Origin of the sequence: Kitasatospora sp. NPDC036755 (genome assembly GCF_040636595.1) — a bacterium.
Taxonomy (GTDB): domain Bacteria; phylum Actinomycetota; class Actinomycetes; order Streptomycetales; family Streptomycetaceae; genus Kitasatospora.
This window is the reverse complement of record NZ_JBEZUT010000019.1, coordinates 36,989-48,898: the sequence shown is the minus strand read 5'-3', so window position 1 is coordinate 48,898 and position 11,910 is coordinate 36,989. Positions and strand designations below refer to the sequence as shown.

Genomic DNA, 11,910 nt, shown 5'->3' with positions numbered 1-11,910 from the left:
AGTACACGACCACCCGCGCCGGCAGCAGACGGCTGCGCTTCTCACCCCGACCGGTCTCGGCGATCACCTCATCGACCAGACCCGGAGGAAACGCCTGCGTCAGCACCCCGATCGCAATCCGGTCCGACAACCGCTCACCCGCAGGCGACTTGACCTGCCCCACCCTCGCCACACCACAACCAACGAGAGCAGCAAGACAAAGTCACCGGCATTGGCCCTAGACCTCCTCGACCCACGCGCCGAGCCGGCGGGCCAGGCCCGGCACCCGGGCCAGCCGCGGGGTGAGCAGCAGCCGCTCCAGCCGGTGCCCCGGCGCCAGCCAGACCGGGCTCGGGCGCAGCCGCAGCAGCACCCGGCCGAGCACCAGCTCGTCCGGGACGGCGCCGTAGCTGCGGCTGTCGCTGTCCACCGGGCGGTTGTCGGAGAGCAGCCACCAGCCCCGGTCCCGGCGCCCGGCGGCCCGCTTCACCACCAGCAGGTCCTGTTGGAGGGGGTGCCGGAAGAGCACCACCGCCCCCGGCCGGATCGGCGCGCCGTAGCGGACCAGCAGCCGGTCGCCCTCGCGCAGGGTCGGCACCATCGACGGGCCCGCCACGTCGACCAGCCCGAACGGCAGCACGCTGCCCCGCCGCCCCCCGGCCCCGGCGTCCTCCGGCCGCGTGCTCCGCGCCACGACTCCTCCTCCCACTGCGCCCGCCCCCAGTCTGCCGTACGGAGCGCCACCGGTCCGATGTCCGGAATACCCCGGTTCCTGGTCCGTCTTTTGCCCTAGGCCCGCCGCCCGACCGCGAAACCGCGAGGGCGGAAGGGTAATCTCGGGCGCGGGAAGACGATCTAAGGAAGGACTCCCATGTTCTCTCGTCTGTTTGCACCGCGCGCCACCGCCCACGCCCACTGCGACCTGCCCTGCGGCGTGTACGACCCCGCTCAGGCCAAGCTGGAGGCCGAGTCGGTCAAGGCCACCCAGGAGAAGTACCAGGCCAACGAGGACCCGCACTTCCGCGCCCGCGCCATCATCATCAAGGAGCAGCGCGCCGAGGCCGTCAAGCACCACATCTCGGTGCTGTGGAGCGACTACTTCAAGGCCCCGCACTTCGAGAAGTACCCGCAGCTGCACCAGCTGATCAACGACACCCTGAAGGCCGCCTCGGCCGCCAAGGCGTCCACCGACCCGGCCACCGGCCAGGCCCTGCTGGACCTGATCGCCGAGGTCGACAAGATCTTCTGGGAGACCAAGCAGGCCTGAGCCTGACGCGTCGCCACCCCGACCGCCCCCGTCCGCACCGCCGGACGGGGGCGGTCGTGCGTCCACGTCCGACCCGCCCCCGGTAAGGGTCACCCGCACTGAGCGGCTGTTATGCTGCCTGGGCGTCCGAGGGGGAAGTCCGGTGCGAATCCGGCGCTGACCCGCAACGGTGAGCACGGCCCGTACCGCCCGTACGACCGCGCCAGCCCGATCGCCCTCGGCCGCTGACCTCCCGACAACTCGCCGTGGACTGCGAAGGGAACGGCGCCCGGCACACCTCCGGCCCGCGCCCGCCCCGGCGCACCCGAGGCCCGAGGCAAGGCGCACCCGTGAACCGCGCACCCGCAGACCGTGCAGTCGGCCCGCCCACTCGTCGCATACCCGTCGCCCCGCTCGCCGCCGGCCTCTGCGCCGCCCTGCTGCTGTCGCTGGTCTGCGGGGTCGCCCTCGGCTCCGCCGGGCTCGACGTCCCCCGGGTGCTGCGGCTGCTGGGCGCCGGGCTGACGGGCGGCCGGCTGGACGCGAGCGAGGCCTCCGCGTACGCGATCGTCTGGGAGATCCGGCTGCCGCGCACCGTGCTGGCCGCCGTGGTCGGCGCCGGGCTGGCCGCCTGCGGGGTCGCCGTCCAGGCGCTGGTGCGCAACCCGCTGGCCGACCCCTTCGTCCTCGGCATCTCCTCCGGCGCGGCCGTCGGCGCCAACGCCGTGCTGCTGTTCGGCGCCTTCGCCGCGCTCGGCGTGTGGGCGATCTCCGCCTCCGCCTTCGGCTCCGCGCTGGTCGCCATGACCCTGGTCTACCTCGCCGCCCGCACCGCGTACGGGCTCACCCCGCTGCGCCTGGTGCTCACCGGCACCGCTCTGTCCTACGGCTTCTCCGCCGCCACCACCCTGATGGTCTTCGCCGCCGACCGCGGCGAGGCCGCCCGGGACGCCATGATGTGGCTGCTCGGCAGCCTCGGCGGCGCCACCTGGGGCTCGGTGCCGATCGCCGCCGTCACCGTGGCGGCCGGACTCGTCCACCTGACCTGCTCCGCCGGGCGGTTGGACGCGCTCGCGATGGGCGACGAGACCTCCGCCTCGCTCGGCGTGGACCCGGACCGGCTGCGCCGGGAGCTGTTCGTGGTGACCGCCGCCGTCACCGGCACCGTGGTCGCGGTCAGCGGGGCGATCGGCTTCGTCGGACTGCTGGTGCCGCACCTGGCGCGGATGCTGGTCGGCGCCGGCCACCGCCGGGTGCTGGTGATCGCGCCGCTCGCCGGGGCGCTGCTGCTGGTCTGGGTGGACATCGCCTCGCGCACCCTGCTGGCGCCCGCCGAACTGCCCGTCGGGGTGTTCACCGCGGTGCTCGGCGTGCCCGCCTTCCTATTGATGATGCGCCGCCGCGGCCAGGCCTTCGGAGGCACCCGATGACCGACGTGACCGCGGTGGACACCGCGACCGGGCCCGCCCAGGACCTCGCTGTCGACGGCGTCTCGGTGCAGCTGGCCGGCACCCGGCTGGTCCACGAGGTGAGCCTGGCGGCCGCCGCCGGGCAGGTGGTCGGGCTGGTCGGCCCCAACGGCAGCGGCAAGTCGACCCTGCTGCGCTGCGTCTACCGGGTGCTGAAGCCGGCCGGCGGCGCGGTCCGGCTGGCCGGCGACGACCTGCACGCGCTCACCGCCCGCGAGTCGGCCCGCCGGGTCGCCGCGCTCTCCCAGGAGCACTCCGCCGAGTTCGACTTCACCGTCGCCGAGGTCGTCGCCATGGGACGGCTGCCGCACCGCCGCGGCTTCGGCGCCCCGGGCGACGGCGACGCGGAGCGCTGTGCCGAGGCGCTGCGCAAGGTCCGGGCGGGGCACCTCGCCGAGCGGGGGTTCCTGAGCCTGTCCGGGGGCGAGAAGCAGCGGGTGCTGTTCGCCCGCGCCCTCGTCCAGGAGCCGCGCCTGCTGGTACTGGACGAACCCACCAACCACCTCGACATCGCCCACCAGTTGGAGGTGCTGGCGCTCGCCCGCGAGGCCGGCCCGACGGTGCTCACCGCGCTGCACGACCTCAACCTGGCGGCGAGCCACTGCGACCTGCTGTACGTGCTGCGGGCCGGCCGGATCGTCGCCTCCGGACCGCCCCACGAGGTGCTCCGGCCCGCCCTGCTGGCCGAGGTGTTCGGCGTCCGGGCCACCCCGGTGCGCCACCCGGAGACGGGCGCCGTCCAGTTGCTGTTCGACCGCCTCGCCCCGTCCGCCTGACCCGCCCACCCGTTGACCCGCCCCCTGCTCAGAGGAACCACCGTGCGCACCAAGGCCGTTGCCGCCACCGCCCTGCTCGCCCTCGGACTCACCGCCTGCGGCGCCGAGATCGCCCCGAAGGAGGCCGCCACCGCCTCCGCCCACTACCCGGTGACGGTGGACAACTGCGGCGAGAAGCTCACCTTCGCGCAGAAGCCCGCCCGGACGGTGACCAACGACGTCAACATCACCGAGCTGATGCTCTCCCTCGGCCTCGCCGACCGGATGGCCGGCTACGTGATGCCCGACGACAAGGGGCGGGTCGACGAGGTCGCCTGGAAGGACGGCTACCAGCAGACCACCTGGCTCTCCAAGAAGACGCTCACCAAGGAGATCGCCCTGGACGCCAAGGCCGACCTGGTGTTCGCCGGCTGGCACTACGGCTTCGGCGAGGGCAACGGCGTCACCCCGGAGGCCTTCAAGGCGCTCGGCATCGACTCCTACGTGCTCACCGAGTCCTGCCGCAGCGGCAAGGGCACCGTGCGCGGCGTGATGGACCCGCTGGAGGCGCTCTACACCGACCTGGCCAACCTCGGCGAGATCTTCGACGTCAAGGACCGCGCCGACAAGCTGATCGCCGGCTTCAAGGCCCGGATCGCCGCCGTCCCGGCGCCCGAGCGGCGCCCGTCCGTCTTCCTGTACGACAGCGGGCAGGACAAGCCGTACACCGCCGGGAAGTTCGCGGCCGCCAACGAGATCATCGCCAAGGCCGGCGGGACCAACATCATGGGCGACCTCGACGACACCTGGGTCACGGCCGGCTGGGAGAGCGTGGTCGAGCGCGACCCCGAGGTGATCGTGATCAACGACTACGCGACGCCCAAGGCCGAGGAGAAGCGGCAGTTCCTCAGGTCCTTCCCGCCGCTGGCCGGCGTCTCCGCGGTCAAGAACGACCGGATCTTCGTCATGGACTACGCCGACATGGTGGAGAGCCCGCGCAACCCGGCCGCGATCAGCGCGCTGTCGGCGTACCTGCGCACCGTACCGGCCCGCTGACCGGCCCTGCCGGAGCTCCTCCGGGCGGGGGCGGCCGGGCGTACGCTCAAGGTACGAGCCGACGGAACCCGACCGGAGGAGCGAGATCATGACCACCACGGCGGCCCCCGCCGCCTTCGACACCCGCGCGCTGCGCGAGGGCATCGAGCGCCGCGACGCCGAGACCCTCCTGGCGCTCTACGCGGACGACGCCGAACTGCGCGTGGTCGATCGCACGACCCAGCCCAGCCACCCCCTGGTGGTGCACGGGCGGGAGGAGATCGGCGCCATGCTGGAGGACGTCTGCAGCCGCGAGATGACCCACAAGCTGGAACAGGTGGTGGTCCAGGGCGACCACGTGGCCTTCCTGGAGTCCTGTCGGTACCCGGACGGCGTCCGGGTGCTGATGTCCTCGATGGCCGGCCTGCGCGAGGGACGGATCGTCGACCAGACCTCCGTCCAGGCCTGGGACGAGACCGGCCCCGAGCAGTAGGCTCACCACATGATCCGCACCGCCGTCTCCACCGACGTCCCCGTCATCCACGCCATGATCCGCGAACTCGCGGACTACGAGCAGGCCCTGCACGAGGCGAAGGCCACCGAGGAGCAGCTGCACGAGGCCCTGTTCGGCGAGAACCCGGCCCTGTTCGGGCTGATCGCCGAGGACGACGCCACCGGCGAGCCGGTCGGCTTCGCGGTCTGGTTCCGCAACTTCTCGACCTGGCGCGGCACCCACGGGATCTACCTGGAGGACCTGTACGTCCGCCCCCAGGCCCGTGGCGGCGGCCACGGAAAGGCACTGCTGCTGGAACTCGCCCGGATCGCCGTCGAGCGCGGCTACTCCCGGGTCGAGTGGTCGGTCCTGGACTGGAACCAGCCCTCGATCGACTTCTACAAGTCCATCGGCGCGGTGCCGATGGACGAGTGGACGGTCTACCGGCTCACCGACGAGGCGTTGGCCGCCGCCGGACGGCGCTGAACGGCTCCTCGGAGTCCGGGCAAAGGGTCTGCCACCCTGCGTCGCAATGCCTTACCATGAGTAACTCCCGAACCGGGGTGCGGAAGGCAGAGCGATGGCGGATCCGCGGCACCGGACCCCCTTCGGGGGTAGCAAGAGGCAACAAGCGGGGTACCAAGAAAGCACAGCGCGTCACCCAGGAGGCAAGGGTGTCCCAGATCGACGGCGATCTCGGTGTTCAGGACTTCGTGGAGGTCCGGCTGCCCGCAGCGGGGGCCTACCTCTCCGTCCTGCGAACAGCGACGGCCGGGTTGGCGGCCCGGCTGGACTTCACGCTCGACGAGATCGAGGATCTGCGGATCGCGGTCGACGAAGCCTGCGCCATCCTGCTCCAGCAGGCGGTGCCCGGCTCCGTGCTGTCCTGCGAGTTCCGGCTGGTCGGTGACTCGTTGAAGGTCACCGTCTCCGCCCCGACCACCGACGGCAAGGCTCCCGAACGGGACACCTTCGCCTGGACGGTGCTCTCCGCACTGGCCGGCGAGGTCGACTCCTCGGTCGCCGAGGACAACACCGTGTCGATCAGCCTGCACAAGAAGCGCGGCGGCTCCCCCGCCCACTGACCGGGCGCCGGACCGAACCGCACGACCGAGCAGCACCGAGCAGCACCCGCGCAAGGGCCGTCCGCCGCTCCCCGCCCCCGGGGACGGACGGACGGCTCCCGGTACCGCACCCCAGGCGGTACGACCAACGAGACGAATCCGGGGCCCGCGGCCCCGGTGCTCCCGGAACGGAACGGGGGAATGGCCGTGAGTGATCTGGACCGTACCGGCCTCGCGACGGCGGGACCTGCCGTACCGACCCAGGCGAGCGTTCCCGGCCTCGCCGCCAACGACGAAGCGCACCCGAAGGACGCCCAGCGGATGAGCCACCCCACCGAGCCGACGTCCGAGCCGACGCCTGCCTCCGTGCCCCCGCCGGACCCGGCGGCGGAATCGGACCCGGCGGTCGAGGCCGAACTGCACGGCGCCGTGCCCGCCCAGGGCTCGCACCGCACCGGCGCCCCGGACCGCGAGGCCGCCCGCGCGCTGTTCGTCCGGCTGTCCGCACTGCCCGAGGGCTCCCCGGAGCGGGTCGAACTGCGCAACCAGCTCGTGCGGATGCACATCCCGCTGGTCGAGCACCTGGCCCGGCGCTTCCGCAACCGGGGCGAGCCGCTGGACGACCTGACCCAGGTCGCCACCATCGGCCTGATCAAGTCGGTGGACCGCTTCGACCACGAGCGCGGGGTCGAGTTCTCCACCTACGCGACGCCGACCATCGTCGGGGAGATCAAGCGGCACTTCCGCGACAAGGGCTGGGCGGTGCGCGTCCCGCGCCGGCTCCAGGAGCTGCGGCTGTCGCTGACCACGGCGACCAGCGAACTGTCCCAGCGGCACGGCCGCTCCCCCACGGTGCACGAGCTGGCCGAGCACCTGGGGATCTCGGAGGAGGACGTCCTGGAGGGCCTGGAGTCCGCCAACGCGTACTCCACGCTGTCCCTGGACGTGCCGGACAGCGACGACGAGTCGCCGGCCGTCGCGGACACCCTGGGCGCGACCGACGAGGCGCTGGAGGGCGTCGAGTACCGCGAGTCGCTCAAGCCGCTGCTGGCCCAACTGCCGCCCCGGGAGCAGAAGATCCTGGTGCTGCGGTTCTTCCGGAACATGACCCAGTCGCAGATCGCCGCCGAGGTGGGGATCTCCCAGATGCACGTGTCCCGGCTGCTCGCCCGGACCTTGGCCCAGCTGCGGGAGAAGCTCCTGGTGGAGGAGTAGGACTGACGGCCGCTCAGCCCGGAGGCCCGGCGGCCGCACGGTTCCGACGGCGGCCCTGCGCGCCCCGCGTCCTAGCTCTCGGACGGGGCGTACAGGGCCGCCGTCGACTTCGGGTTCAGCAGGCAGCCGATGCCCACCAGGCCGAGCACGCCGATCAGCGCGCCGACCGCGATCATCCCGCCGCCGCTCTCGAACATGTAGTAGGCGACCGGCAGGCAGATCGAGTTGGTCAGCACGGCCGGGCTGCGGCCCCAGCGGCGCTCCTTGAGCAGCGCGCGGGCCGCCAGCACCGGCAGCACGCCGAGCAGCACGATGACCGCTCCGCCGAACTCGTTCAGCGCCAGCTGCTTGGACTGGCCGGACAGCGCGGCCACCATGTCCCAGATTCCGACGACCGCGAGCGCGGCGCCCTCCAGGGCCGTGATGGCGGCGCCCAGGGTCAGGGAGGCCGGGCGGCCGGAGCCGGCCGAGGGTACGGGTGCGGAGGTTTCTGCGGTCACTCCAGCAGGGTAGCCGCCGGTCGGTCCGTACCGACCCGTAGGCTTTCCCCATGCGCGCTCTCCTGGTCGTGAACCACAAGGCCACCACCACCAGTGGCCGGACCAGGGACGTCCTGATCCACGCCCTGCGCAGCGATCTCAAGCTGGAGGTCGCCGAGACCCAGTACCGGGGCCACGCGCGCGACCTGGCCCGCGAGGCGGCGGAGGACGGCACGGTCGACCTGGTGGTGGCACTGGGCGGGGACGGCACCGTCAACGAGGTGGTGAACGGGCTGCTGGCGCACGGCCCGGGCGAGAAGGTCCCGCGACTGGCCGTGGTGCCGGGCGGTTCGACCAATGTGTTCGCCCGCGCGCTGGGACTGCCCAACGACCCGGTGGAGGCCACCGGCGCCCTGCTGGACGCGCTGGAGCACGAGCGGGAACGGCCGATCGGGCTGGGCAAGGCGATGACCGACGGGCTGCCGGACCGCTGGTTCACCTTCACCGCGGGGCTCGGCTTCGACGCCGGGGTGGTGGGCCGGGTCGAGGAGCAGCGCCGGGCCGGGCGCAAGTCCACCCACGCCCTGTACGTCGGCCAGGCCCTCCGGCACTACTTCACCCAGCGTGAGCAGCGCCGCTCCGGCCCGGTCTCGCTGGAGCTGCCGGGCCACGAACGGGTTCCGGGCCTGGTCCTGTCGATAGTCAGCAACACCTCGCCGTGGACCTTCCTCGGCAACCGTCCGGTCTACCCCTCACCGCTCGCCTCCTTCGACACGGACCTGGACGTCTTCGGCATCACCCGGATGACCGCGTTCGGCACGGCTCGAACGGTCCGTCAGATCCTGCGGTCGTACACGACTTCGAGCGACGGCGCCCCTCCGGCCGGCCCCTCCGGGAAGCACGTCGTCTCCTATCACGACGTCAGACACTTCACCTTGGTTTCACAGGAACCGGCCCCGTTCCAAGTCGACGGGGACCATCTTGGAGACAGGAGTCGCGTCAGTTTCACAGGCGTACGGCGGGCACTGCGTGTGATTGTGTGACCGGAAGGGGGGTTCCTCCTTCTTCTCGAACGCACAAGCCCCCTTCACTCCATAGAAGTACTGGCTGTGAGCTAGGCGACACCGAAGAATCCAAAATTCCTCCCCGAAGGGGGTTGTATCCGAGCCCGAGGTTTGCGAACCTCTACATGGCGATCGGGACACATCGCAGCGACGGCAACTCCGGAACCACAGGAGCGCCGACCGCGGGGCGTCCCTCGAATCGCCGAATCCCCCCCAGCACAGACCACCCGGGCCCGACGGGCCTTTGGTCTCTTTTGCTGTTGCGGGATTCGTGAAAGCGTTCACATTCACAAGCCATTCGATTATGCCGATCGGGCCACCCCCCGCGGCAGGAGGAGTTGGACGACCATGGACTGGCGCCACCGCGCTGTCTGCCGCGAAGAGGACCCGGAGCTGTTCTTCCCGATCGGGAACACCGGTCCTGCTCTGCTGCAGATCGAGGAAGCCAAGGCCGTGTGCCGCCGCTGTCCGGTGATGGAGCAGTGCCTCCAGTGGGCGCTCGAGACCGGTCAGGACGCCGGCGTCTGGGGCGGCATGAGCGAGGACGAGCGTCGCGCGATGAAGCGCCGCGCTGCCCGCAACCGCGCCCGCACCGCCTGATCGCGCAGCGATCACACGCCGTAGCACCCGCAGTAACCGCCGTACCGATCGACACATGATCAAGGCTTCCCTGCACCTCCTGGTGAAGCCTTCCGTACAAAGGACCTCGCCCAGCCAGGTCCTGCGACACCGGACCCGCCCAGCCACTTGATACTGTTCACTTAGAGCAATATCGTGGAGCTGCGGCGCTCACCGTGTGCAACGCACCGGCGAGGTGTCGCACCACCCAGAGCCCCCGCTCCGGCCGACTCCCCCCGACGGCCGGAACGGGTTGAGAGGCCCTGTCGACCCACCCCCCCCGGTCGACAGGGCCTCGTTTCTGTCTCTCTCCCCGGATCTCCCCCGGCTCCTCCTCGGGCTCTCCCCCCCCCGAGGGTTTTCGCATGCCGCTGCCGCGCTCCGGCGTGCGAAGCGCGCGGCCGGCGCCTGTGGCGGGCGCGCGCCCCCACCACGCACCTTCACACGGGTTCGCGCACCTTCGCGCGCCTTCGCGCACCTGATGTCCAGCGGGCCCGGACCGCGCACGGACCAGGGCCCCCACCCGCCCCTCAGCGGACCGGGATCTCCAGGATCACCTTGGTCCCGCCGTCCGGGCCGGCCACCATGTCAAAGGTGCCGCCCAGCTCGCCGGTCGCCAGCGTCCGGACGATCTGCAGCCCGAGGTTGCCCGCCGTCTTCGGGTCGAACCCCTCCGGCATGCCGCGGCCGTCGTCCTGCACCGTGATCAGCAGGTACTCCTCCGGCCGGGCACCGCCGTTCCAGCTGTCCGACCAGCCCATGCCGGTCGCCGGGGCCCGTCCGCGCAGTGCGCTGACCTCCAGGTTCCCGGAGGCCGTCGGGCCGAACGCGTGCTCCAGGGCGTTCTGGAGCAGTTCGGTCAGCACCATCGACAGCGGGGTGGCCACCTCGGCGGACAGGATCCCGAAGCTGCCGGTGCGCCGGGTCGCCACCCGTCCGTCCTGGGACAGCTCCATCACCATCGCCAGCACCCGGTCGGCGATCTCGTCGAAGGCCACCTGCTCGTCCAGCGCCTGGGAGAGCGTCTCGTGCACGATCGCGATCGAGCCGACCCGGCGCACGGCCTCGTCCAGCGCGGCCCGACCGGACTCCGAATCCATCCGGCGGGACTGCAGCCGCAGCAGGGCCGCGACGGTCTGCAGGTTGTTCTTCACCCGGTGGTGGATCTCCCGGATGGTGGCGTCCTTGGTCATCAGCTCGCGGTCGCGGCGGCGCAGCTCGGTGACGTCCCGGCAGAGCACCAGCGAACCGGTCAGGGTGCCCTTGGGCTTGAGCGGGATCGCCCGCAGGGTGACCACTCCCCCCTGCGCCTCCACCTCGGTCTGCCGGGGCGCCCAGCCGCTCGCCACCTTCACCAGCGCCTCGTGGACGGCCGAGCGGGACGGCGGGGCGAGGTCGGCGGTGGCCCGGCCGAGGTGGCTGCCGACCAGGTCGGTGGTGAGGCCGAGGCGGTGGTAGGCGGAGAGGGCGTTGGGGCTGGCGTAAGTGACGATGCCGTCCGCGTCCAGCCGGATCAGGCCGTCGCCGACCCGGGGCGCGGCGTCCATGTCGGCCTGCTCGGCGCCGGGGAAGGGGAAGGAGCCGGCCGCGATCATCTGGGCCAGGTCGGAGGCGCTCTGGAGGTAGGTGAGCTCCAGCCGGCTCGGGGTGCGGACGGTCAGCAGGTTGGTGTTGCGGGCGATCACGCCCAGCACCTTGCCCTCGCGCCGGACCGGGATCGACTCGACCCGGACCGGGACCTCCTCGCGCCACTCCGGGTCGCCCTCGCGCACGATCCGGCCCTCGTCGAAGGCGGCGTCCAGGAGCGGGCGGCGGCCGCGCGGGACGAGGTGGCCGACCATGTCGTCCTGGTACGAGGTGGGCCCGGTGTTGGGCCGCATCTGTGCCACCGAGACGTAGCGGATGCCGTCCCAGGTGGGGATCCACAGCACCAGGTCGGCGAAGGAGAGGTCGGAGAGCAGCTGCCACTCCGAGACCAGGTGGTGGAGCCATTCCACGTCGGCCCCGGTGAGGGTGGTGTGGCGGCGGACGAGTTCGTTCAACGAGGGCACATGGCGAGGGTAGCGCCGCCGGTCCGGGCGGGGCGCGGCGGACCGGTGGCTGCGGCGCCCCGCCCGGGAGGGCCGGTGGAGGCGGGGCGGAGGCCGGGTCGGGCCCCGGTGGGCGGACCGGCACCGCCCGCTCACCCCCCCCCCGGAGTTGTTTAGACCAATTTTCCGAGAGGCCTGGACAACCGAGATTGGTCTAGTCCACAATGAAAGGGCACCAAGGAGAGGCCCCCGCGCAACTGCCCTGACCGCGCGCGGCCCCTCCTCGGTCGGACGCCGCAGATCGAGGACCCCGCACAGTTCTCGATCGGAGCCGGCGCCCGACGACAGCTCCGGGCTGCGGTGCCGCATGGGTTGAGGGTCCCGTGTCGGCGCCGTGGCCCGTAGTGTTTTCCACCCCCGGAACCACGTTTCCGCCGCTCAAGGAACCGGCCCCCGATCCACA

General features: G+C 72.0%; 14 protein-coding genes and 1 riboswitch. Of the genes, 10 read left to right on the top strand and 4 right to left on the bottom strand.

The annotated features are described in order from the left end of the window. Positions 1 to 172 (bottom strand): transposase domain-containing protein (locus AB0E96_RS05075; protein WP_359818643.1); only part of this gene is annotated, 172 nt, incomplete at its 3' end. A gap of 45 nt (positions 173 to 217) precedes the next feature. Then, positions 218 to 673, bottom strand: coding sequence for a nickel-type superoxide dismutase maturation protease (gene sodX, locus AB0E96_RS05070; RefSeq protein WP_359818631.1), 456 nt, complete (start codon positions 671 to 673; stop codon positions 218 to 220). A gap of 177 nt (positions 674 to 850) precedes the next feature. On the opposite strand from sodX, the gene sodN reads away from it, so the two are divergent. The 8 genes from sodN to AB0E96_RS05030 all read left to right on the top strand — a co-directional run bounded on the left by sodN (position 851) and on the right by AB0E96_RS05030 (position 7,256). Then, positions 851 to 1,246: a superoxide dismutase, Ni gene (gene sodN / locus AB0E96_RS05065; protein WP_045699892.1), complete on the top strand. Its 396-nt coding sequence runs from the start codon at positions 851 to 853 to the stop codon at positions 1,244 to 1,246. 89 nt (positions 1,247 to 1,335) lie between these two features. Next, a riboswitch (cobalamin riboswitch) is annotated at positions 1,336 to 1,484 on the top strand. A gap of 91 nt (positions 1,485 to 1,575) precedes the next feature. Next, a complete protein-coding gene (locus AB0E96_RS05060) occupies positions 1,576 to 2,655 on the top strand; it encodes an iron ABC transporter permease (RefSeq protein WP_359818628.1) in 1,080 nt (359 codons plus the stop codon). Further along, positions 2,652 to 3,470, top strand: a complete 819-nt coding sequence (locus AB0E96_RS05055; RefSeq protein ID WP_359818625.1) for an ABC transporter ATP-binding protein — start codon at positions 2,652 to 2,654, stop codon at positions 3,468 to 3,470. The genes AB0E96_RS05060 and AB0E96_RS05055 overlap by 4 nt, the downstream gene beginning before the upstream one ends. Before the next feature lie 42 nt (positions 3,471 to 3,512). Further along, a complete protein-coding gene (locus AB0E96_RS05050; RefSeq protein ID WP_359818623.1) occupies positions 3,513 to 4,505 on the top strand; it encodes an ABC transporter substrate-binding protein in 993 nt (330 codons plus the stop codon). Positions 4,506 to 4,593: 88 nt separating this feature from the next. Beyond that, positions 4,594 to 4,977, top strand: coding sequence for a nuclear transport factor 2 family protein (locus AB0E96_RS05045; protein WP_359818620.1), 384 nt, complete (start codon positions 4,594 to 4,596; stop codon positions 4,975 to 4,977). A 9-nt stretch (positions 4,978 to 4,986) separates the two neighbouring features. Then, positions 4,987 to 5,463 (top strand): GNAT family N-acetyltransferase, encoded by a 477-nt coding sequence (locus tag AB0E96_RS05040; RefSeq protein WP_359818617.1) that lies wholly within the window; start codon positions 4,987 to 4,989, stop codon positions 5,461 to 5,463. Positions 5,464 to 5,651: 188 nt separating this feature from the next. Continuing rightward, positions 5,652 to 6,062, top strand: coding sequence for an anti-sigma regulatory factor (locus AB0E96_RS05035; protein WP_359818614.1), 411 nt, complete (start codon positions 5,652 to 5,654; stop codon positions 6,060 to 6,062). Positions 6,063 to 6,242: 180 nt separating this feature from the next. After that, on the top strand, positions 6,243 to 7,256 hold the full coding sequence (locus AB0E96_RS05030) for a SigB/SigF/SigG family RNA polymerase sigma factor (protein WP_359818612.1): 1,014 nt from the start codon (positions 6,243 to 6,245) through the stop codon (positions 7,254 to 7,256). A gap of 71 nt (positions 7,257 to 7,327) precedes the next feature. Here AB0E96_RS05030 and AB0E96_RS05025 read toward each other — a convergent pair whose 3' ends face one another. Continuing rightward, positions 7,328 to 7,756: a hypothetical protein gene (locus tag AB0E96_RS05025; RefSeq protein ID WP_359818609.1), complete on the bottom strand. Its 429-nt coding sequence runs from the start codon at positions 7,754 to 7,756 to the stop codon at positions 7,328 to 7,330. A 50-nt stretch (positions 7,757 to 7,806) separates the two neighbouring features. Here AB0E96_RS05025 and AB0E96_RS05020 point away from each other — a divergent pair, with 50 nt between their 5' ends. Both AB0E96_RS05020 and AB0E96_RS05015 read left to right on the top strand, forming a co-directional pair. Continuing rightward, on the top strand, positions 7,807 to 8,778 hold the full coding sequence (locus tag AB0E96_RS05020) for a diacylglycerol kinase family protein (RefSeq protein WP_359818607.1): 972 nt from the start codon (positions 7,807 to 7,809) through the stop codon (positions 8,776 to 8,778). 369 nt (positions 8,779 to 9,147) lie between these two features. Beyond that, a complete protein-coding gene (locus AB0E96_RS05015; RefSeq protein WP_014138019.1) occupies positions 9,148 to 9,399 on the top strand; it encodes a WhiB family transcriptional regulator in 252 nt (83 codons plus the stop codon). A 548-nt stretch (positions 9,400 to 9,947) separates the two neighbouring features. Here AB0E96_RS05015 and AB0E96_RS05010 read toward each other — a convergent pair. Further along, a complete protein-coding gene (locus tag AB0E96_RS05010; protein ID WP_359818605.1) occupies positions 9,948 to 11,468 on the bottom strand; it encodes a PAS domain-containing sensor histidine kinase in 1,521 nt (506 codons plus the stop codon). Positions 11,469 to 11,910: the final 442 nt, after the last annotated feature.